Source organism: Bradyrhizobium sp. USDA 4502, from assembly GCF_054063355.1.
In genome coordinates this window covers 9,007,926-9,028,241 of sequence record NZ_JBSSGF010000001.1, presented here as the reverse complement: position 1 = coordinate 9,028,241, position 20,316 = coordinate 9,007,926, and the positions used below count along the sequence as shown (strand labels likewise).

Genomic DNA, 20,316 nt, shown 5'->3' with positions numbered 1-20,316 from the left:
AGCACGCTCAGGCGCGCTTGCGCAGGCTCGCCTCGACCGTCTCGGGCGCCGGCTTCGGCTCGTAGGTCGCGTAGCCGTTCTTGCCGCCCTTCTTGGCGTCGTAGAGCGCGTGGTCGGCGGCGGCGACCAGGCGATCGGGATGCAGGCCGATCTCGCGGGTCCATTGCGCGACGCCGATCGAGACCGCGATCGGAATGTCCCTGCCGGTGCACTGCTCGGCATCGGCGCGGCAGACCTCGAGCACGCGGCGCGCGATCATCGCGCCTTCGCGCAGCGTCGAGGACGGCAACACGATGCAGAACTCGTCGCCGCCGGTGCGGGCCAGCATGTCGCCCGGGCGGAGCCGCGTCTGCGCCATCAGCGTGAAATGCTGCAGGCAGGCGTCGCCGGCGGCGTGGCCATGGGTGTCGTTGATGCCCTTGAAGCCGTCGAGGTCGATCACCAGCAGCGCGAACGCCTCGCCGTTGCGGTCGGAGCGCGCGCATTCCTCGGTCAGCCGCTGCAAGAGATGGCGGCGGTTGCCGACGCCGGTGAGATCGTCGAGCAGCGCGAGGTCGGCGACCTCGTTGCGCAGCCGGTCGATCGCCATCAGCAGGAAGCCGAAATTGAGCGCCATCGACAGGAACACCATCAGCAGGATCACCAGCGACTGCCCCGCAGAGAAGCGGACGAAGGAGAACTCGCCGGGCTGCAGCAGCGCGCCGACGGCACGCAGCGCATAGATGCCGATCAGCACGGAGGCGACGATGCCGGCGAGCCGGGCACCGGGGCTGACGCGGCCGTTCTCGGACGACAGCAACAGCTTCAGCGTCAGCGCGAACGGCGTGACCTGGGCAATGGTGTAGACCAGGATGCGCATCGGCATGCTGTCATAGGCGAAGATGAAGGTGCCGAGACCGGCGAAGGCCAGCGCCGTGGTCAGCAGGGTGGCGCGCCAGGTCGCAGGCTTGTCGTAGAACCGCTCGATGCCCATCGCGGCAAGGCCGGCGGCGAACACCATCAAGGTCCCGGCCGCAAGCAGCGGCAGCAGCGAGTCCGTCAGCATCACGCGAAGCATCGCGCAGCTGGCCCCGGCGGAGGCGACGAGGGCCGACGCGGTCCAGAACCGCGCCGCGCCGAAAGCAGGATAGCTGCGCGCGACATAGGCCCAGGCCAGCCCGAGCGCGAGAAAATTGATAATGAATACCGTCCAAAGCGTCGGAACGCTCAACATCGCCCCTGTTCGAGAGCCGTATCGGCCTCGCCTCTCCTGAAATGACCGTCTGCCCCCTCCGGGCGTTTCCTCAAATGACAATCCCCGTTGTCTTACGGAACAGCATGCGGCCGCGCCGCTTAACGGAGCGTCACCCACAACGTGCCAATCCGCGCCGTGGTTTTGAATTGATGAAGATCTGCGCATCCGCCGTTTGCGCATCGTTAAGCATGACGGATGCGCCGACGCCGCGACGCGCGACATGCGCAACGCTTTGCGAAAAAGCTGGCGAAAACGCGTAACAGTTGTGGATAACACGATGACGACGCCGTGACAGCACGCGGCAGCAGCCTCCGAATCTGCTGAGTTTGATATCGAGGATGTTGCGAGGCTGGCCCTCCGCCAAGCATGCCTCGGAGTCGCGTTCAATCCATGAAACCCTGAGAGGATACTATGGCTAAGAAAGCGAAGAAGGCGAAGAAGGCGAAGGCGAAAAAGGCCACCAAGAAGAAGGCCGCCAAGAAGTAACGAATTCCAGCCCGGGTAGCGGCTCTTGCCCTGCCCGGGCACCCGGACCGGGACAACCGGTCGCAGCGACGTCAACCTCGAATTCACCACCCTACATCGATCGGCCCCGAACTGACGGGGCGCAAGGCAGCAGGCGCAACGCCTGCTTTTTTATTGCCTGCGTCCGGGCGTGACGGCCGCGACGTCAGCGCTCCGCCAAGGCGAGCCTGGCGCCGAGCAGGGCAAAGCCCGCGGCAAAGCTTCGCCGCAGCCAGGCCATCACCTTCGGCCGGGTGATGACGCGGTCGCGCACCGAGGCGGCGAACAGCCCGTAGACCGCGAACACCGCAAAGGTCATCGCCATGAAGACACCGCTGAGCTCGACCATCCGCGCCAGCGGGTGCGGCTCGTCGACCGCGATGAACTGCGGCAGGAAGGCCAGGAAGAAGATCGACAGCTTTGGATTGAGGATGTTGATCAGGATCGCGGTCACGATCACCCGCCGGCGCGAGCGCGGCTTGATCTCGGTGTCGACGGCAAGCGCGCCGCGCTCGCGCAGCGCCTGCCAGGCCATGTAGAGCAGATAGACGACGCCGCCCCATTTCAGCGCCGCGAACGCCACGGCGCTGGTGTGCAGGATGGCGGCGAGCCCGAGCATCGCCGCGATCATCTGCGGCACGATCCCGAGCGTGCAGCCGAACGCCGCCGCGACGCTCGCCCGCGCTCCCCGGGTCAGCGCCACCGCCAGCGTATAGAGCACGCCGGTGCCGGGCGAGGCCACCACGATCAGCGACGTCAGCAGAAAGGACCAGGTCACTTCAAATCCTCGGCGGGCGGGACAGGCGGACGGGACATCGTCCGCCAATATCACGGCGACGGGGACGGCGGAAGCGGCTGCCGGCCTCCGCCCGGCGCCAGCGTCGACACCCCGTTATGACGACCTGCGCCATCCGCGATGCGAAAGCTCCGACGCCTTCATCTCGGCGACCCGGATCACGTCCAGCGGCGCCCAGGGCTTGGCCCAGAACAAGGCGCCTTCGGGCAGGCGCTGCCGCAGCGGCTTGCCCGAGGTGACGATCACGTCGAGATCGGGTCTGTACTTCTTCGCGGCATAAGCGAGCTCGATGCCGGTCATGTTTCCGGCCAATTCGACGTCGGTCATCATCAGCACGACGTTGTCGCCGTTGCCCTGCAGCACCAGCTCGGCGGCCTCGGCGCTCTCGCAGGCGATGACGTCGAACTCGCTCTCCTCCAGCAGCAGCCCGATCATCTCGCGCTGCATCGGGTCGTCCTCAACCACCAGGGCCTTCGCACGGTAGGGCTTTGACTGTCCCATGGGTGTGGCTCCCTTGGTTTGAATGCTTCGCTTCGAGCGCGTAACATAGATTAAATGCTCAAAATCACTGGATGGTTCAGTTCCAATTTGAGAAAAGCGTGGAAATGCCGTGTTCCTCGCTTGGCAACCACCACCCCCGTTGAGATGGAGCTCACCCGACATGACCGCGATCCCTGGATCCGCCGCTGCCGTGACCGGAGCCGCCAGCGGCATCGGCCGCGCGCTCGCGCATGAACTGGCGCTGCGCGGCTGCGATCTGGCGATCGCCGACCGCGACGAGGCCGGCCTGCAGGCCGCCGCCGCGGAGATCGCGAAAGCGAGCCCGCGCAAGGTCACCGTGCATCGGCTCGATGTCAGCGAGCCGGACCAGATCACGGCGTTCGCGGAGGCCGCCGTTACAGCGCACCCCTCGCTCAACATCGTCGTCAACAATGCCGGCGTCGCGCTGCTCGGCGAGTTCGGCGAGTTCGATCAGGCGCAGATGGAGTGGCTGTTCAACATCAATTTCTGGGGCGTGGTGCACGGCACCCGCGCCTTCCTGCCGCAGCTTTCGCGGCAGCGCGAGGCGCATATCGTCAACGTCTCCTCGATCTTCGGCATCATCGCCCCGCCCGGCCAGAGCGCCTATTGCGCGGCCAAGTTCGCGGTGCGCGGCTTCTCGGAAAGCCTGCGCCACGAGCTTGCGGTGGCGAACAGCCCGGTGCGCCTGTCCGTGGTGCATCCGGGCGGCGTCGCCACCAACATCGCGCGCAGCTCGCGCGCCGGCACCGGCGTCACCGACAATGCCCGCCGTGCCGAATCGATCGAGCGCTTCGACGCGCTGGCCAGGACCACGCCGACCGCGGCCGCGCAGCGCATCATCGCGGGCATCGAGAAGAACCAGCCCCGCATCCTGATCGGCAAGGACGCATACTTCATGGACCTGCTGCAACGCTTCCGCCCGGCGACCTACTGGAAAACGATGCAACGGATGATGGAGAAGACGGCGGCGCGGCGGATCGCGCGCGATGCCGCGAGGGCGAGCCAGTAGCACGATAGCGCGGAGTAACCCGCGCACCGCCGTCGTCCCGGCGAAAGCCGGGAGGTGGATTCACATTCGAAGTGCAACACTTGAGCAAAGGACTCGGCGGGCGTGCGGTAGTCAAGGCATTTGCGCGGGGTGTTGTTGTAGGCGGCGATGAACTGGCAGAACCTGGCGGTCGAGAGGGTTACGAGATCCGTCTTGCGGGGAATAAAGCGGCGCATCCTGCCGATGGCGTTCTCGATGCCACCCTTCTGCCAGGGGGCATGGGGATCGCAGAAGAAGGTCGCGATCGAGAGGCGGTGCAGCGCCAGGTGACCGGCGAACTCGGTGCCGTTGTCGAAGGTAACGCTCTGGCGCAGCTCTTGTGGAAGGGTCGCGAAGAAGCCCACGAGATGGCGGGCGACACCGCGCGCGACCTTGCTGGCAAGGCGGATGCCGAGCAGCAGCCGCGAGGTGCGCTCGTGCACGGTCAGCACGGCCTGACCGTATTTCGAGAACATCATCAGGTCGGCCTCCCAGTGTCCGGGCACGCTGCGGTCGGCCACTTCGAGCGGCCGATTTGCCAAGGATACACGGCCTTCGATGAAGCTTGCGGGGCTGCCGCCCCGCTTGCCGCGGCAGCCGCGCTTGCTCTTGGCGCGCGGCAGATAGCGCCGCCAGTTGAAGTCCGTGGTGCGCCTGAGTTGGCCATAGATGAAGCGGTAGATGGTCTCGTGGGAGATCACCTTGCGCCCGCACTCGCGGGCCAGCCGGCCAGCGACCTGCTCGGGCGACCAGCCGCGGCGAAGGCGTTGCAACACCGCGCGGCGCAGGCCGGGCTCCCGTTCGAGGCGTCCGCCCGTCCAGCGCCGCGCTCGCATCTGGTGCTGGGCATAGCTCGGCTTGTAGCCGACCTGGCTCCCCCGATTGCGCCTCAGTTCCCGAGAGATCGTTGATGGCGAGCGATCCAGAGCTGCCGCGATTTGCCGGACCGAGCTGCCATTGGCCGATAGGCAGGCAATCTCGCATCGGTCGTCCAGAGAGAGCTGCTTGTAAGTCCGCCCCATGGCAACACCTCCTCAAGGAAGTGTTGCACTTCGTTTGTGAACTCAGGGGACCCATTACCACAGGATTGGGTGGGTGAGGCACGCCGGGGGCCACAGCGTCGTGCAACACGGACATTTGTGGTTATGGGTCCCGGGTCAAGCCCGGGACGACGCTGAGGATGCTGCCGGCCCGCGGGTCATACTGTGCCTGCGCATCACAGCTGCGCGTCATCGTGACACGAGATTACCCGCCCAGCTGCTTCTTCACCCCGAGCGCCAGCCGGAACAGCGGATCGCTCCGCTCCGATGGATAGAGCGCGCTCTTCGCGACCTGCGGGAAATTGTCGTTCTTCCAGAACGACGCCGGCGCGAACGAGAATTTGGCGACCAGCCGCCGGCCGAAATCCATCTCGTAGGGAAAGTAGTTTTCCTTCTGCTCGGTGCCGGACATCTCCGGATACTCGCCGAGCAGATAGCCCTCCTGGATGTGCGGCCGCACCGCCGACGGCGGGCAGACGCTGGCGAGGCGCACGATCTGCAGGCCGGCCTCGGCGCTCGCGGTGATCGCGCCGCTCAGATTCGGCACGCCGAGCACATAGAGGAAGGCGGTGCCGGTCTCCGCCAGCGAGGCAAAGGAGGCGGCGATCCGAATCGAATGGGTGACGTCGAGCAGCGGCGTGGTGCAGACCTCGTAATGCTGCAGGATCGACCAGCGCAGGATGCGATGCCGCTTCAACCGCTCGAGCCCGAGCAGCTTTTCCCTGGCGTATTCGGCGATCAGGATCCGCTCGGCGCGTTGCAGCGCATCGAACCGGCCGACCAGCGTCGCTTGATCGGGATTGCCGCGGCCGCCGCGAAACAGCGTCGGCTTCAGCGACGAGTTGCGCTTGATGTTCCTGTAGTCGGCGCCCTGGCCGCGAAACAGCAGCACATGATCGCGGTTGAGGAATTGCAGCTCGGCGATCTTGGTGGCGAGCTCGAGATAGGAGCCGACGCGATGGCCCGGCCCCTCCCGCACCGCCGAGTTCTTCGCGACCTGGCATCCGCGGCGGTCGAAGAACGACCAGATTTTTTGGCTGCCGATGGTTTCCATGGGACATTGCGCATCTGGGGCTCGCGAAGCGAGAGCCCGGAATTCATTTCTCAACACATGATGCGACCCGATGGAAGCAATCCATCGTCCCGCATTTGCCGAAAGATGGATTGCTTCGCTCCGCTCGCAATGACGGACAAGGCCGCCGCGCCTTCACCGCCCCACGAGCTGATCGGCAAAATACCCGATGGTCTTGCGATAGATCACCGCCCTGTTCCACTCGCGCATCGCCTCGAAATTCGCGGTGCCCTCGCCATAGGGCGCGCCCATCTTGAAGCCACTGGTGTGCAGGAGGTTCGCGGTCGAGGCCAGCACGTCCGCGACCGAGTGGCGCAGGTCGACATGGCCGTCGCCGTCGAAATCGACGCCATACTTGATGTAGGACGACGGCAAGAATTGCGTCTGGCCGATCTCGCCGGCATAGGCGCCGATCATGTCGTTGAGACGGAGATCGCCGCGCTGCACGATCTTGAGCGCGGCGAGCAGCTCGCCCTGGAACAGGTCGGTGCGGCGGCAATCATGCGCCAGCGTCGCGAGCACGCGAAACACCGGCAGCTTGCCCATGTCGCCCTTGCCGAAATCCGTCTCCAGCCCCCAGATCGCGACCAGGATCTGGCGCGGCACGCCGTATTGCTGCTCGATCTTCGAGAGCAGCGCGGCGTGACGCTGCAGCATCGCGCGGCCGCCATTGATGCGCCCGGGCCCGACCCGGGTTGCGACATACTGCTCGAACGTCTTGTTGAAGGTGTAGCGCTGCCGCCGGTCGAAGGCGAGCACCCCGCCATCCTGCTGCACGCCGCCGAGCGCCGCGGAGATCACATCCTGCTGGATGCCGGCGCTCGCCGCCTCCTGCGAGAACGACTGGACGAAGGTCGGAAAACTGCCACCGCAGCGCGCGGCATAGGAGGGGGTGGCAAGCAGCAAGGCGCCGAACACAACCGCCAAACGACACCTGAGCATGCAAAAATCCCCCTGCTTCGATTGGCCGATCATGCCATGGAGCAAACGAGGCAGTCAAAGTGTCGGCACGACGCTCCATCCACCGCTGCCGCAGCTACGCGCCTCAATCCATGTTCGCACGGTGAATGACCACGGCGCATCCATCAACCGATCGGCACGTAGCTGAAGCTCAATCCCTGAGCTGGCGCTCCAGGTCCACAAAATCGATCTCCGCCCAGCGCTCGGAAATCCTGCCGTCCTGAATCCGCCAGAACGTCATGCCGCGGAATTCGACGTGGCGGCCGGTTGGCTGGATGCCGCGCCATGGGCTGCGGTGCCGGCCGCGCCAGACGAAGCGGCCGGCGACGATGTCGCGCTCGGCCACCAGGCATTCCGCCACCGCCGACAGGTCGGCGAAAGTCTCGTGCATCGCGGCCGAATGCGCGATCACGTCCTCGGCGCTCAGCCGCTTGCCCACCGCATGGTCGAAGAAGTCGGGCGCCAGCTGCGCGCGGATCGCCTCGGGATCGTGGCGGTTGGTCACGGCCTCGTAATGCGCGAGCACGAGCGCCTTGTTGGCGTCGATTGTGGCGTTGGACATCGGCGATCGATTCTCGAAGGGAAGGTTGTAGAAAGAGAAAGATGCGCCTCATACGCGAATCGGACGGGATGGCGCAAGTGACGATGGTCAGAAAAAGCTCGGCTTTCGGGCGTCGCTCGTTTGCGCGCCGATACGAAAGACGGCTGCCGGGAAAGTGCGCCGGCGTGCGCGGCTCCGCGGCCAGCCATTCCCTCGTCTCTGCCCCTCGCCTCTGCGCGAACGGCAGGCCGGCCGGCCTACCGGCGGTAACATCATCCGTTGGCTTGACTGCCGGTGGCATGCAAGCGGCGGTGCCCGGGCGAGCCACGCACCGCACGGCAGCATTTGAGGACACGACACATGAACGCCGAAGCCGCCGGCCGCGACCAAGAAGCACGGGCCGGGCAAGCCGCTTCCGCCGGCAGGCGGCCGGCCGTGCTGTCTTGTTCATGCAAAGCCGCGCCGCTAAAGCCAGGCGCGCCGGCTGCAACGCCGCCGTCATTTGGGGACGCCATCCGATGACGCGTTTGGGGATGAGGGTGTGCTGCCGATGACGATCGCCTTGGGCTTCCCCTTGGGTTTCGCACGCGCGCGCAGGGCCGCCGCATCGATCGGTGTCGTGCTCGCGCTCGGCGCTGTTTTGAGCGCAGCGATCGACAGCGCCGCCGCGCAGAACGCCCCCGCCAAGCGCGCGCCGGCGCAAGGCGCCGGCAGCACGCAGGCGATCGCCGCACAAATGAAGAACGCCGTCGCGCTGACGCGCGGCGGCAAGATCGACGCCGGATATGCACAGCTGCTTGCAGCACTGGATGCCGCAGACAAGCTCGACGACGGCCAGTTCGTCATGGAGCATTATTTCGACGCGACCGCGACGCTGCGCGCGGTCAAGCGCGACGATCTCGCCGAAAAACTGTTCGTGCGCGCGTTCCAGAGCAAGGCGGCGGCGCAACGGCCGCCCGGCAATGCCGACGTGCTGCTGATGTACGCGATCCTGCTCTCCGACCACGCCAGGATCGCCGAAGCCGTTCCGCTTTACATGAAGGCGATCGCGGCGTTCAACGCCTATTGGGGCGAAGGCTCCGAGGAATCGCTGATCGCGAGCGACAAGCTCGCGGTCGCGCTGTCCGCCAACGGCTCGGCGGCGTCGGCGACCAATTTGGGCCGGCACAATTTCGAGCGCGCGGAGAAGGCGCTGGGGCCCGACCATCGCACCACCTGGAAGCTCGCCAACAATTATGCCGACATGCTGCGCGAGATCGGCGCGCCGGCGAAGGCGCTCGAGCTCGATCTGTTCGCGATCGAGAAGCGCGCCAGACATTATGGCGAGAACCATCTCAACACGCTGGTGACGGTCAACAACGCCGGCCAGGATTTCCTCAATCTCGGCCGCTTCGACGACGCCCGCCGCTACTTCCGCCGCCACCGAGCGATCGCGGCCGCGATGGCGCCGAAGGATCCGAGCTTTGCCGGACAGGCCGACGCCTGGCTGTTCTACACCGACATGCTTGCCGCCGGCGATGCCGCGATCGCGCCGGCCGATCTGGGGCGGCTGGAGGCGATCGTCGCCAATGAGGCGAATTATGCGGATTTCCTGCGCATCAAATCCGCGGTGCTGGCTGCCGGCCAACGCGAGCAGCGCCGCGGGCGGGACAAGGGGATGCGGCTGCGCGAGACCGCGCTGGCGATCTCGACCCGCGCCTTCACCGCGCAGCATCCGATCAGCTTCGAGATCAAGCTCGGCATCGCGACCGCCCTGATCGCTGATGATCCGAGCCGCGCGGTGCAGGCCTTCGCCGCGCTTGACCGCGAGATGTTCGACTGGATGAAGCGCGAGGTCGGCACATCGGGCGATCGCGCCGTCGCCGAAGCGATCCGCGCCCATGCCGACCATCTCTTGTTCGCGTTCGGCCGCTTCGCCACCGGCGCCGGCTCCGCCGTGGCGCAGCCGGCCTTTGCCGCCGCCGTGCTGCGCTGGAAGACGCTCGGCGGCGCCGACGGCACGGCGCTGCGCCGGCTCGAGACAGAGGTCGCCGGCAAGGACGAGGAGACCGCGACGCTGCTGCGGACGGCGCTCCGGCTCAACGGCGAGAAACAGGAGCTGTTCTCGTCGGGCAATATCGACGACTGGGCGAGGTCGGTGTGGGGGCGGCAGGACGCCGCCGAGAAGGCGCTGCAGAAGCGGCTCGATGCGATCGGTGCGAAGCTGCCGCAAGACCCGATCCGTCCGTCACAGCTGCTCGCGGCGCAGGAAGCCGTCGTCAACTATTTCATCACCCGGCAATGGAAGGCGGATCGCCAGGCGAATGCGCCGCTGGCGGCGACCGTGCTCTACGCGATCGTCGAGACCGCAACGAGCGAGGCGCGCGTGGTCGATCTCGGCGATCCCGGCCGGATGGTCGACACCGGCGTGCGCACCGAGATCGCGCGCCTGCGCGCGACGCGGGCTACTGCGCCTGATCCCGACACGCACGCGCCCGACGTCAAGGGCCGCTTCCAGAACCTCCGGGCGCGGCTGTTCGCGCCGCTGGAGCCGCTGCTGCAGGACAAGACAACGCTCTATGTCGTGCCCGACGGCTTCCTGTTTGCCGTGCCGTTCGCGCTGCTGCCCGGCAGTGGCGGCGGCCTGCTGGAGGACAAGTTCACGATCCGGATGCTGACCAGCCCCGATGCGCTGATCGCGATCCATGCGCGCGAGACGCTCGATCAGCGAGGGGCGATGCTGCTCGCCGGCGGTATCGAATATGGCGAGCCGGGGCCGATGCCGCTGCCCGCGACCCGGACCGAGATCGAGGCGATCGCCAAACTCGCCCGCACCCGCGGCGCGCCGGTCGAGATGCTGACCGGACGCGGCGTCAGCGAAGGCACGCTGCGCGCGGCGATCGGCAAGGCGCGCATCGCGCATCTGGCGACGCACGGCTTCTATCGCGACGGCACAGCGTCGGGCCTCGACACGCTGTGGCAGAGCGGCATCGTGCTGTCGGGCGCCGGCGACAGCCGATTTCCGCTGCGCGACGAGAACGACGGCTATCTCTATGCCTTCGAATTGATGGACTGGGACCTGTCCGGGCTCGACCTCCTGGTGCTGTCGGCCTGCGAAACCGGTCGCGGCGACGAGAGCTTCGTCAGCGGCCTGCGCGGCCTGCCGACCGCGCTCGGCATCGCCGGTGCGCGCCGCGCGCTGCTGACGCTGTGGCCGGTCGCCGACGATGGCACCGCGAGTTTTACCGTGCGGTTCTACGAGCACCTCGCGGAGGGGCTGACCTATTCCGATGCGCTGCGCCAGACGAGGCGCGATGCGCGCGACGGCAAGGTCGCGGGCGCGGGCGACGCCAGCGTGTGGGCGGCGTTCGTGCTGTTCGAGGGCTGAGCCGTATATGTCGTTGATGTGACCGGACGGGCACCGCGAGCGCATGCCGGGCCGAACTGCGCCCGGCGTTGCGCAAGGGCGGCACGCAACTCGATCGCGCAGGGCAGACCGGCGCACGGGCGCGGGCGATTTGCTTTGACAGCGGCGCCCCGATCGAGGACAAGCCGCGCATGCCGAAAAAACCCGGGACCAATCCCAAAGGCGAATTCGCCTTCTTCAACGTCTTCTATGAAGACGGCTCGCAGCGCTCCAACCGCCGCGTGCCGTCGGAGCTCATTGGCGGGCTCGACGGCGACGAGCCGGTGCGCGCCTTCCTGCGCGAGCAGGACCGCGAGATCGCCGAAAAGGGCGGCCGCCCGCCACTCGAGATCAAGTCCATCGAGCGCGTCGGCGCCAAGAAGAAGTAGCGGCGTCCACACAACTCTATCCACGTCATTGCGAGCGCAGCGAAGCAATCTCCTCGCGATGACGTCGGAGACGGATCAAAATGAAAACGGCGGGCCCAGGCCCGCCGTTGTTGTTTCGATGGATTGCCGGGTCGAGCCCGGCAATGACAATCGGAAATATTAGTTGTCCAGGAAGCTCCGCAGCTTCCGCGACCGCGACGGGTGCTTCAGCTTGCGCAGCGCCTTGGCTTCGATCTGGCGGATGCGCTCGCGGGTGACCGAGAACTGCTGGCCGACTTCTTCCAGCGTGTGGTCGGTGTTCATGCCGATGCCGAAGCGCATGCGCAGCACGCGCTCCTCGCGCGGGGTGAGCGAGGCCAGCACGCGCGTCGTGGTCTCGCGCAGGTTGGACTGGATCGCGGCGTCGATCGGCAGGATCGCGTTCTTGTCCTCGATGAAATCGCCGAGATGCGAATCCTCTTCATCGCCCACAGGCGTTTCGAGCGACAGCGGCTCCTTGGCGATCTTGAGGACCTTGCGCACCTTCTCGAGCGGCATGCCGAGCTTCTCGGCGAGCTCTTCCGGGGTCGGCTCGCGGCCGATCTCGTTCAGCATCTGGCGCGAGGTGCGGACGATCTTGTTGATCGTCTCGATCATGTGCACGGGGATGCGGATGGTGCGGGCCTGGTCGGCGATCGAGCGGGTGATCGCCTGCCGGATCCACCAGGTGGCGTAGGTCGAGAACTTGTAGCCGCGGCGATATTCGAACTTATCGACCGCCTTCATCAGGCCGATATTGCCTTCCTGGATCAGGTCGAGGAACTGCAGGCCGCGGTTGGTGTACTTCTTGGCGATCGAGATCACGAGCCGGAGGTTGGCTTCCACCATCTCCTTCTTGGCCTGACGGGCCTCGCGCTCGCCCTTCTGCACGCCGTGCACGATCTTGCGGAATTCGCCGATCTCGAGCCCGGTGAGCGCCGCCAGCGACTGGATCTCGTGGCGCAGGTCCTTGATGCGGTCCTTCTCGTGATGGACGAAGTTCTTCCAGCCCTTGGCCGACAGCTTGGAGACGCGGTTGAGCCAGCGCGGGTCGAGCTCGGAGCCCTGGTAGTTGCGCAGGAAGTCCTCGCGCGCGACGCCGTGGCTGTCGCCGAGGCGCAGCAGGCGGCCCTCGAACGAGACCAGCTTCTTGTTGATGTCGTAGAGCTGCTCGACCAGCGAATCGATGCGGGCCTGGTTGAGGCGCAGCGACTTCACCTCGACGATGATCTCGTCCTTCAGCTTCTTGTACTTGCGCTCCTGCGAGGGCGACAGCGACTCGCTCTGCAGCTGGTTGGCGATGTCCTGCTCCTGCAGGCGGCGCAGCTTCTTGTACTCGGATGCGATCTTGTCGAAGGTCTCGACCACCTTCGGCTTCAGCTCGGCCTCGATGGCGGCGAGCGACATCTGGTTCTCGAACTCGTCGTCGTCCATGTCGCCTTCGGCGGCGGCCTCGGCGGGATCCTTCTCCTCGGTGGCGGCTTCGCCACCGGCGGGCGCGGCGCGGAACGGGGTCGGCGACGGCGGCGCTGCCGGCGGCGCGACATGGGCCGGCGCACCGGCCTGCGCGTCGCCGCCATTGCCCTCAGCGGCGGCACCCTCGGCGCCGTTGTTGCCGATCAGGTTCGGATTGATGCCGCCCTTGGACTCGGGGCCGGCATAGGTGGCTTCGAGATCGATGATGTCGCGGAGGAAGATCTTTCCTTCGTTGAGCTCGTCACGCCAGATGATGATGGCCTGGAAGGTCAGCGGGCTTTCGCAGAGGCCCGCGATCATCGCCTCGCGGCCGGCCTCGATGCGTTTTGCAATCGCGATTTCGCCTTCGCGCGACAGCAGCTCGACGGTGCCCATCTCGCGCAGATACATGCGCACGGGATCGTCGGTGCGCTCGCCGGGCTCCGACTTCTTGACCTCGGTGACGGCCTTCTGCGTGACCTCGACGAGCTCGTTATCGGTCTCGTCGTCGCCGTCGTCCTTCTCGTCCTCGCCTTCGCTGTCGTCGGCCTCGGTGACGTTGATGCCCATGTCTGACAGCATCGACATGATGTCTTCGATCTGTTCGGGCGACGTCGTGTCGGAGGGCAGCACTTCGTTGAGCTGATCGAAGGTCACGAAGCCGCGCTTCTTGGCCTGCTTGATCATCTTCTTCACCGCGGCATCCGACAGGTCGAGCAACGGCGACGGCGCGTCAGCGGCATCCTTCTCAGGAGCATCCGCTGCCTTGTCGTCCTTTTCCTTGTCCTTAACCTGCAGCGTCTTTGCCTTGGTGGCCATTCACTAAGCTCCCGAAACGCGGTCATGCAAAATGGCGCCACGCACGCGCATCCGCACGAAATCTAGATTTACTCTCTCGACGCACAAAGGGCGGCGCAATATCTCGCCACCCCTGTCATCCGTCTCGACGGTTTCCAATCTGCAATAGCCCGTCGCGTCTTCCGTAAAAGTGGACACCGGTTTTACGATCGGAAGACGCGACAGATCTAGATCTGACGCATTTTCTGACGGCGAACCGGGAACCACTTCGCCTGAAAATGCTACGGTAGCTATTAAGTTTCGCTTAACCCTGTTTTTGCAGCCAAACCATGGATTTGGCGAGTCTTTTCGCGGGTGCGGCCAGCGCCGTCCGCAGCATTTTTGTTATCAGACATTACGCTGGAACCGGCCCGATAATTCGCCGAACCCTTCAATCAGGGCTTCGGTCCCGTCGGCTTCTGCCATCCGGGCCTGGATATCCTGCAACCATGCCAGATTGGCCTCGCTGGAGTCTTCAGCCAAAGCCGCTTCCGCATCTTTTCTTTCCCTAAGTAAGGCGTGGGTTTTCTGATGCAAGGCAACGAGTTGACGCCAGGTTGATAAAACATCCTCGCGCGCCGCGCCGACCTGCGCGCCCCACACCGCCTGGGTTGTGATCGCCCGCTCAACCCTTTGAAGAATCGGGGATAATCCGCCCGCTTCGAGGTCGGCCCGCATCTTCTCGGCCTGCTCCTCGGCGTCAGGGGAATGGTGATGGTCGTGGGCAAAGGCGGCGATGATGGCGGCCCTGAGCTTGTGGGCCTCGGGATGGGCGAGCTCCAGCGCCGCCACCTCCTCGAGATGGTCGTGCAGCAGCCAGGGGTGGTTGATCAGCGATTGCAGGATCAGGGCCTCGCGGCGGGAGACCGCGCTGCGCTGGCCGCGCATGATCGGGCTGTTGGCCAGTTGGGGGCTGGCGGCCTGATAGGGACCCCGTGAAATCCCGGGGGTGGCACCGAACCGGCCGCCCTGCGGGCCTCCCTGTCGGCCGTTTTGGGCAGGTCCCCGGGGGACAAACTGGCGGGGTGATTCGCCGCCGCGGCCGCCGCCGAAATTGCCCCTTCCGTAGCCGCCGCGGCCATAACCGCCGCGGCCGCCCTCGGGCGCAAAATTGCGCTGCAGCCGCTCCTGCAGGTCCTGCCGGTAATAGCGGCGCACCACCTCGTCACGGATGCCATTGGTGAGCTCGCCGATCCGCGCCTCCAGCGCGGCGCGGCGCTCGGGCGTATCGAAATTGCCGCCCTCGATCTCGCGCGACCAGATCATTTCGGCGAGCGGACGCGCGGCCGAGATCACGTCCTCGATCGCGCCGCGGCCGCCGGAGCGGGCGAGATCGTCGGGGTCCTGCCCTTCCGGCAGCAGCGCAATCCGCAGGCTCTTGCCCGGCTTGAGCTGCGGCAATGCAAGGTCGGCAGCACGATAAGCCGCCTTCTGGCCGGCGCGGTCGCCGTCGAAGCAGAGGATCGGCTCGTCGACCATCTTCCAGAGCAGGCCGAGCTGGTTCTCGGTCAGGGCGGTGCCGAGCGGCGCGACGGCGCCGGGAAAGCCCGACGTGACCATGGCGATGACGTCGACATAGCCCTCGACGACGATCAGCTGCGCGCCGTCATGCGCGGCCTGCCGCGCGGTGAACAGATTGTAGAGATTGTCGCCCTTGTGAAACAGCGTGGTTTCCGGCGAGTTCAGGTACTTTGCCGGAACGTCCTTCTCCAGCGCACGCCCGCCGAAGGCGATGACGCGGCCGCGGGCATCCGTGATCGGGAACATGACGCGGTCGCGGAAACGATCGAACGGCACCGGCTTGTCCTCGCCGGACACCAGAAGCCCGGCCTCCACCATGTCGTCGGTGGAGATCCCTAACGCGCCGAGATGCTCCTTCAGCGCGAAGCGGTCCGGCGGCGCATAGCCCATCCGGAACTGGAGCTGGGTCGCCGGCGAGATGGCGCGGTCGGCGAGGTAGCCACGCGCCTTGGCGCCGCCGCGCGAGGCCAGCGTGTCGGCGAAGAACTTGGTCGCCAGTTCCATCACGTCGTGCAGGGTGCGGCGGTGCTGCTCGTGCCGCGCGGCGTCGGGCGTCACCGCCGGCAGCGGGACACCCGCCATCGCGGCGAGACGTTCCACCGCCTCGGGGAAAGTCACGCCCTCCGTCTTCATCAGGAAGTCGAAGATGTTGCCGTTCAGCCCGGACGAGAAGTCGAACCAGGCCTGCTTCTGGTCGTTGACGAAGAACGACGGCGTCTTCTCCTGCTGGAACGGCGACAGCCCCTTCCACTCCCGGCCGGCCTTCTTGAGCTTGACGCGCCTGCCCACGACTTCCGAGACCGGAAGCCGGGCGCGCAGCTCATCGAGGAATTCGGGCGTGAAACGCATCAGTCAGGATTTTGGGCTCGGGCGGCGAATCGCGGACAACCGGTTAGCCATATAGCGGCACGGCCCGCCATGCCGAACAATGTGGGGCTTTTCCGGGCTATTCACAGGTCTGGCCCGTCACGGCTCCGTCGAGCGGGCTACCCCCAAATCCACGGTGGAGAGCCTGTGCGGCAAGCTTGCCCCCTCCCCGCTTCCGGGATTGGATAGGCCATGTTCACGACATTCAGAGGCGGACAGAGCGGCGGCTGGCAGGTCACGTCCATCACGCGGGTGAAGGGCGAGACGCTGCCGAAGGTCGCGGCGTTGTCGATCGTTGCGAGCGAGTCGATCGCGCTGCCGCTGCTGCCGGCGCAGACCTCCTGGCGGCTCGCCGGCGTCGCCAGCCATCTGCGCTACACCGAGAAGGAGGAGCGCGAGAAGCTCTTGGCCGTGCAGGCCGGGCTCGGCCGCAGCGAGGCAACCCACGCGGCGCTGATTCCGATCCGGAAATCCGCGGCGTGGTGGGAGCTGACGCAGGAGGAGCGCCGCAAGATCTTCGAGGACAAGTCGCACCACATCGAAGGCACCCTGAAATTCCTCCCCGCGATCGCCCGCCAGCTGTTTCATTCGCGCGACCTCGGCATGCCCTTCGACTTCCTGACCTGGTTCGAGTTCGCCCCCGACCACGTCACCCTGTTCGACGAACTGGTCGGCATGCTGCGCGCGACCGAGGAATGGAGCTATGTCGAGCGCGAGGTCGATATCCGCGTGGTGCGGGAGGATTGACTTCTCTTTCGTCGTGGCCGGCACAGCCGTCAGAATGACGGCGTCGCTTCCGCTCGCCTATGACCCGGCAATCCATCAAAAGAATGACTATTGCGAAGTGAGATGGATGCCCGGGTCAAGCCCGGGCATGACGAAACATGCGGCACGTCCGGGCGCTAATGCTCCAGGAATTTTCCTGACGCGATCCGTGGCAGCTCGGTGACCGGCCAGTTGTAGAGATAGGTCCACGCCTCGCTCACATTGCCGTCGGCAAGCGTGACCTCGAGCATCTCGCGGACATATTCGGTCGGCGGCGGAAAGCCTTCGCCGCAGGCTTCGTACATGTCGAATTCACGCAGCATGGCCTCGCGCTCACGCAAGCGGAACAGTTCACCATGCACGATGTCGGCCGGATCGTCCGACACGACCAGGCCCGGATAATGCTTCACCAGATAGAGCCGGCCGCTGCACTGCGCCGGCCCGAGAAACTCGGCATTGCCCGCGAGCAGCTTCGCCATCGGATGGTCGAAGCCGCGCATCAGCGTGCCGTAGACGAAAAGAAGATCGGGGGTCATGGGTTCAGTTGTCATTCCGGGATGGTCCGAAGGACCAGACCCGGAATCTCGAGATTCCGGGTCTGATGCTAACGCACCATCCCGGAATGACAGAAAATCCCGGGGGACGCTAGGCCGCCGCCACCTCATCGGTCACGACGACGAACTTCGTCAGCGTCATGCGGCCGAAGCTCGTGGTGAGGGCGACGTCGGCGGCGTCGCGGCCGGTTGCCATCAGGATGCGGCCGATCCGCGGCGTGTTGTGGCGGGCATCGAAGGTGTACCACTGGCCGGACAGATAGACCTCGAACCAGCCGGAGAAATCCATCGGCGCCGGGTCCGGCGGCACGCCGATGTCGCCGAGATAGCCGGTGCAGTAGCGTGCCGGAATGCCCATGCAGCGGCAGAAGGTGAGCGCCAGATGCGCGAAGTCGCGGCAGACGCCGGCGCGGCTTTTATAGACGTCGTGCGCCGACTTCATGTGATGGGCGTGCTGATAGCCGAACGTCACGTGGTGGTGCACGAAATCGGTGATCGTCTGCACCCGCGCCCAGCCCTGCTGTGTGTTGCCGAACAGCGACCAGGCAATGTCGGTCAGCTTGTCGGTCTCGCAGTAGCGGCTCGGCATCAGATAGAGCAGCATATCGTCAGGCAATTGCTCGATCGGCAGCTGCTGCGCCGCCGGATTGACGGGATCCGGCAGCCCGGGATCGCGCACCAGCGCGCTGCCGCGGAAGGTGACGCCACCGCTGGGCGCCACCAGACGCCCGCAGACATTGCCAAAGCCGTCGCGATAGAGGCCGATCGGCACGTCCGGCTCGGTCGAAAGGCGCTCGGTGCCGACGATGTCGGCGTAGCGCGACGGATGGATCGACAGCATGATCACCATCGGGGTCGGCTGCGCCGCCGTGTAGGTGATCTCGAAGCCGACCTTGATCTGCATCGTCAGGCCGTCTCCTGCTCCGCGTTCTCGCCGACCGAGACCACCTTGATGTCGACATCCATGCCGAGAAAGGCGTCCGCCGCGCCGAGATAGACGCCGTGCAGCGGGATCGCCTGGCGCGGGTCGCGCGCCACCGCGACGCGGATCAGATCGCGCGTGCCGACGATGCCGTTGGTCGGATCGAACTCGATCCAGCCCGCGCTCGGCAGATAGACCTGCACCCAGGCATGGGTCGAGCCGCCGCCGACATAGCCGTGCGCGCTGCCGGGAGGCATGGCGAGATAGCCGGAGACGAAGCGCGCGGCGACGCCGAGCCGGCGCAGCGCCTCGATCATGAACAGCGCATAGTCGCGGCAGGTGCCGGACTGCGTGCGCAGCGTGTCGAGCGGATGCTGGGTGCCCTGCTCGTAGCGCTTGCGATAGCTGAACGCCTCGCGGATGCCGTGGGTCATGCCGCTGAGGATCTTGAAAGTCGGCGTCGGCGCCTCGACATCGAGGAAGCGCCGCGCCCAGGCCGACAGCTCACCGTTCGGGTCGCCATATTGCGGCGTAATGAACTGCTGCAGGTCGGGGAATTCCTCATCATCGTAGAGGAACGGATAGAAATAGGCGGGATCGTCCGGCGTCAGCGCAAACGTATCGGCCGGATTGTGCTCCACCGTCGCGGTCGAGACGAAGGACAGCATGTCGGCGCGCTCGTCGAAGGCGGCGATCGCCATGCTGTTGCCGAACACGTCGTGGATCCAGCGCAGCGACATCGGCTGTGGATCGATCACAAGTGCGCTGTCGAGCACGCGCAGATCATGGCCGTCACGGGGGCGCAGCATGATGCGGTGTTCGCCGAACGCCACCGGGCGCGCGTAGCGATAAACGGTCTTGTGATGAATAGTCAGCAGCGGCATCTTCAAACAATCATCGTGATTTCGGGCTGCATAATCTATAGAGAAAGCTGCCCGATTCCAGATCAGCATGCCGCCTGAATAGGCAAAGTTGAGGAAAAAAGCCCTTGAATTACGGAGGCGGTCCATCGTTCCTGCTCGCGAGCACCGACGCTTCACCGGTTCTTGAACACAATGCCGACGGCCGCTCGCCGTTCCTGTTCACCTGCGACCACTACGGCAGGCTGATTCCCTCTCCGCTCGGCGACCTCGGCCTGCCCGAAGATGAACTGGTGCGGCACATCGCCTGGGACATCGGCATCGCCGGCGTCGCAACCCGGCTCTCGGAGCGGCTCGGCGCGCATTTGATCGCGCAGCGCTATTCGCGGCTCGTGATCGACTGCAATCGTCCGCCGCATGTCGCAAGCTCGATCCCGCTGATCAGCGAGGCCACCACGGTGCCGGGCAATGAAGGCCTGTCGCGCGAGGCCGCCGAGATGCGCCACGCGCAGATCTTCGATCCCTATCACAAACGCATCGACGAGATCATCGACGCGCGTGCGCGTCGGGGCCTGCCGACGATGCTGGTGTCGCTGCACAGCTTCACGCCGATCTACGCCGGCATCGCGCGACCCTGGCACATCGGCACGCTCTACCACCGCGACACGGTACTGCCGCCGCTGCTGCTGAAGCATCTGCGCGCCGAGGGCGATCTCGTGGTCGGCGACAACGAGCCCTACGCGGTCAGCGACGAGACCGACTACACGATCCCCGTGCATGGCGAGGCACGCGGCCTGATGAACTCGGGCATCGAGATCCGCCAGGACCTGATCTCCGACCAAGCCGGCGAGACGGCGTGGGCCGAACGGCTGGCGCGCATCCTCGGCGAGATCGAGGCGACGCTGCGCACGGAAGCGCTGATCTAGCGACTGACGGTCAGCCAGGGCGTGGCCTCTAGCCCGAAGGCGGCTCGACGTGCTTTAATTGGCCGGGTTGAACTTCCAAGTTAGGGTAGTCCGTGGCGCCCGAGCGAGTGGAAAGGCGACT

Annotated in this window: 16 protein-coding genes and 1 pseudogene; 5 read left to right on the top strand and 12 right to left on the bottom strand. The window is 65.8% G+C overall.

Annotated elements, in window-relative coordinates; all coding sequences use genetic code 11:
- Positions 1-7: 7 nt before the first annotated feature.
- The 3 genes from ACVW1B_RS42150 to ACVW1B_RS42140 all read right to left on the bottom strand — a co-directional run bounded on the left by ACVW1B_RS42150 (position 8) and on the right by ACVW1B_RS42140 (position 3,035).
- A complete protein-coding gene (locus tag ACVW1B_RS42150) occupies positions 8-1,213 on the bottom strand; it encodes a GGDEF domain-containing protein (protein ID WP_456822970.1) in 1,206 nt (401 codons plus the stop codon).
- A gap of 691 nt (positions 1,214-1,904) precedes the next feature.
- Positions 1,905-2,516, bottom strand: a complete 612-nt coding sequence (locus tag ACVW1B_RS42145; protein WP_038386831.1) for a LysE family translocator — start codon at positions 2,514-2,516, stop codon at positions 1,905-1,907.
- Positions 2,517-2,630: 114 nt separating this feature from the next.
- Positions 2,631-3,035 (bottom strand): response regulator, encoded by a 405-nt coding sequence (locus tag ACVW1B_RS42140; RefSeq protein WP_057018055.1) that lies wholly within the window; start codon positions 3,033-3,035, stop codon positions 2,631-2,633.
- Positions 3,036-3,195: 160 nt separating this feature from the next.
- Here ACVW1B_RS42140 and ACVW1B_RS42135 point away from each other — a divergent pair, with 160 nt between their 5' ends.
- Complete coding sequence (locus tag ACVW1B_RS42135) at positions 3,196-4,065, top strand: SDR family NAD(P)-dependent oxidoreductase (RefSeq protein ID WP_253604108.1); 870 nt, start codon at positions 3,196-3,198, stop codon at positions 4,063-4,065.
- 53 nt (positions 4,066-4,118) lie between these two features.
- Here ACVW1B_RS42135 and ACVW1B_RS42130 read toward each other — a convergent pair.
- From ACVW1B_RS42130 to ACVW1B_RS42115, 4 genes and pseudogenes are all read right to left on the bottom strand, one after another.
- A pseudogene (locus ACVW1B_RS42130) lies at positions 4,119-5,105 on the bottom strand (IS30 family transposase); the annotation flags it as partial.
- 223 nt (positions 5,106-5,328) lie between these two features.
- Positions 5,329-6,177 (bottom strand): FRG domain-containing protein, encoded by an 849-nt coding sequence (locus ACVW1B_RS42125; RefSeq protein WP_456822969.1) that lies wholly within the window; start codon positions 6,175-6,177, stop codon positions 5,329-5,331.
- Between the two features lie 153 nt (positions 6,178-6,330).
- Positions 6,331-7,137 (bottom strand): lytic murein transglycosylase, encoded by an 807-nt coding sequence (locus ACVW1B_RS42120; protein ID WP_076827939.1) that lies wholly within the window; start codon positions 7,135-7,137, stop codon positions 6,331-6,333.
- Between the two features lie 169 nt (positions 7,138-7,306).
- Complete coding sequence (locus tag ACVW1B_RS42115) at positions 7,307-7,717, bottom strand: ester cyclase (protein ID WP_456822968.1); 411 nt, start codon at positions 7,715-7,717, stop codon at positions 7,307-7,309.
- Between the two features lie 529 nt (positions 7,718-8,246).
- On the opposite strand from ACVW1B_RS42115, the gene ACVW1B_RS42110 reads away from it, so the two are divergent.
- Together ACVW1B_RS42110 and ACVW1B_RS42105 are read left to right on the top strand one after the other, a co-directional pair.
- Positions 8,247-11,063, top strand: coding sequence for a CHAT domain-containing protein (locus ACVW1B_RS42110; RefSeq protein WP_456822967.1), 2,817 nt, complete (start codon positions 8,247-8,249; stop codon positions 11,061-11,063).
- Positions 11,064-11,233: 170 nt separating this feature from the next.
- The gene (locus ACVW1B_RS42105) at positions 11,234-11,470 is read left to right on the top strand and encodes a hypothetical protein (protein WP_026192271.1); all 237 of its coding nucleotides are present in this window, start codon (positions 11,234-11,236) and stop codon (positions 11,468-11,470) included.
- Positions 11,471-11,629: 159 nt separating this feature from the next.
- On the opposite strand, the gene rpoD is transcribed toward ACVW1B_RS42105, so the two are convergent.
- Both rpoD and dnaG read right to left on the bottom strand, forming a co-directional pair.
- Entirely contained in the window at positions 11,630-13,762 is a 2,133-nt protein-coding gene (gene rpoD, locus ACVW1B_RS42100; protein ID WP_057018061.1) for an RNA polymerase sigma factor RpoD, read from the bottom strand.
- Between the two features lie 366 nt (positions 13,763-14,128).
- Positions 14,129-16,150, bottom strand: a complete 2,022-nt coding sequence (dnaG, locus tag ACVW1B_RS42095) for a DNA primase (RefSeq protein WP_456777576.1) — start codon at positions 16,148-16,150, stop codon at positions 14,129-14,131.
- A 210-nt stretch (positions 16,151-16,360) separates the two neighbouring features.
- On the opposite strand from dnaG, the gene ACVW1B_RS42090 reads away from it, so the two are divergent.
- Positions 16,361-16,915 carry a chlorite dismutase family protein gene (locus tag ACVW1B_RS42090; RefSeq protein ID WP_076827947.1) on the top strand — a complete coding sequence of 185 codons (555 nt, stop codon included), beginning with the start codon at positions 16,361-16,363 and terminating at the stop codon, positions 16,913-16,915.
- A gap of 155 nt (positions 16,916-17,070) precedes the next feature.
- On the opposite strand, the gene ACVW1B_RS42085 is transcribed toward ACVW1B_RS42090, so the two are convergent.
- The 3 genes from ACVW1B_RS42085 to ACVW1B_RS42075 all read right to left on the bottom strand — a co-directional run bounded on the left by ACVW1B_RS42085 (position 17,071) and on the right by ACVW1B_RS42075 (position 19,293).
- On the bottom strand, positions 17,071-17,469 hold the full coding sequence (locus tag ACVW1B_RS42085; RefSeq protein ID WP_456794174.1) for a gamma-glutamylcyclotransferase family protein: 399 nt from the start codon (positions 17,467-17,469) through the stop codon (positions 17,071-17,073).
- Between the two features lie 109 nt (positions 17,470-17,578).
- Entirely contained in the window at positions 17,579-18,391 is an 813-nt protein-coding gene (locus ACVW1B_RS42080) for a transglutaminase-like domain-containing protein (RefSeq protein WP_456793806.1), read from the bottom strand.
- 2 nt (positions 18,392-18,393) lie between these two features.
- Entirely contained in the window at positions 18,394-19,293 is a 900-nt protein-coding gene (locus ACVW1B_RS42075; protein ID WP_168855223.1) for a transglutaminase family protein, read from the bottom strand.
- A gap of 104 nt (positions 19,294-19,397) precedes the next feature.
- Here ACVW1B_RS42075 and ACVW1B_RS42070 point away from each other — a divergent pair, with 104 nt between their 5' ends.
- A complete protein-coding gene (locus ACVW1B_RS42070; protein WP_456793805.1) occupies positions 19,398-20,195 on the top strand; it encodes an N-formylglutamate amidohydrolase in 798 nt (265 codons plus the stop codon).
- Positions 20,196-20,316: the final 121 nt, after the last annotated feature.

Excerpts from the sequence above, each read along its gene's own strand:
- ACVW1B_RS42150 (WP_456822970.1), bottom strand. The coding sequence starts at position 1,213 with ATGTTGAGCGTTCCGACGCTTTGGACGGTATTCATTATCAATTTTCTC.
- ACVW1B_RS42140 (WP_057018055.1), bottom strand. The coding sequence starts at position 3,035 with ATGGGACAGTCAAAGCCCTACCGTGCGAAGGCCCTGGTGGTTGAGGAC.
- ACVW1B_RS42135 (WP_253604108.1), top strand. The coding sequence starts at position 3,196 with ATGACCGCGATCCCTGGATCCGCCGCTGCCGTGACCGGAGCCGCCAGC.
- ACVW1B_RS42125 (WP_456822969.1), bottom strand. The coding sequence starts at position 6,177 with ATGGAAACCATCGGCAGCCAAAAAATCTGGTCGTTCTTCGACCGCCGC.
- ACVW1B_RS42120 (WP_076827939.1), bottom strand. The coding sequence starts at position 7,137 with ATGCTCAGGTGTCGTTTGGCGGTTGTGTTCGGCGCCTTGCTGCTTGCC.
- ACVW1B_RS42115 (WP_456822968.1), bottom strand. The coding sequence starts at position 7,717 with ATGTCCAACGCCACAATCGACGCCAACAAGGCGCTCGTGCTCGCGCAT.
- ACVW1B_RS42110 (WP_456822967.1), top strand. The coding sequence starts at position 8,247 with ATGACGATCGCCTTGGGCTTCCCCTTGGGTTTCGCACGCGCGCGCAGG.
- ACVW1B_RS42105 (WP_026192271.1), top strand. The coding sequence starts at position 11,234 with ATGCCGAAAAAACCCGGGACCAATCCCAAAGGCGAATTCGCCTTCTTC.
- rpoD (WP_057018061.1), bottom strand. The coding sequence starts at position 13,762 with ATGGCCACCAAGGCAAAGACGCTGCAGGTTAAGGACAAGGAAAAGGAC.
- dnaG (WP_456777576.1), bottom strand. The coding sequence starts at position 16,150 with ATGCGTTTCACGCCCGAATTCCTCGATGAGCTGCGCGCCCGGCTTCCG.
- ACVW1B_RS42090 (WP_076827947.1), top strand. The coding sequence starts at position 16,361 with ATGTTCACGACATTCAGAGGCGGACAGAGCGGCGGCTGGCAGGTCACG.
- ACVW1B_RS42085 (WP_456794174.1), bottom strand. The coding sequence starts at position 17,469 with ATGACCCCCGATCTTCTTTTCGTCTACGGCACGCTGATGCGCGGCTTC.
- ACVW1B_RS42080 (WP_456793806.1), bottom strand. The coding sequence starts at position 18,391 with ATGCAGATCAAGGTCGGCTTCGAGATCACCTACACGGCGGCGCAGCCG.
- ACVW1B_RS42075 (WP_168855223.1), bottom strand. The coding sequence starts at position 19,293 with ATGCCGCTGCTGACTATTCATCACAAGACCGTTTATCGCTACGCGCGC.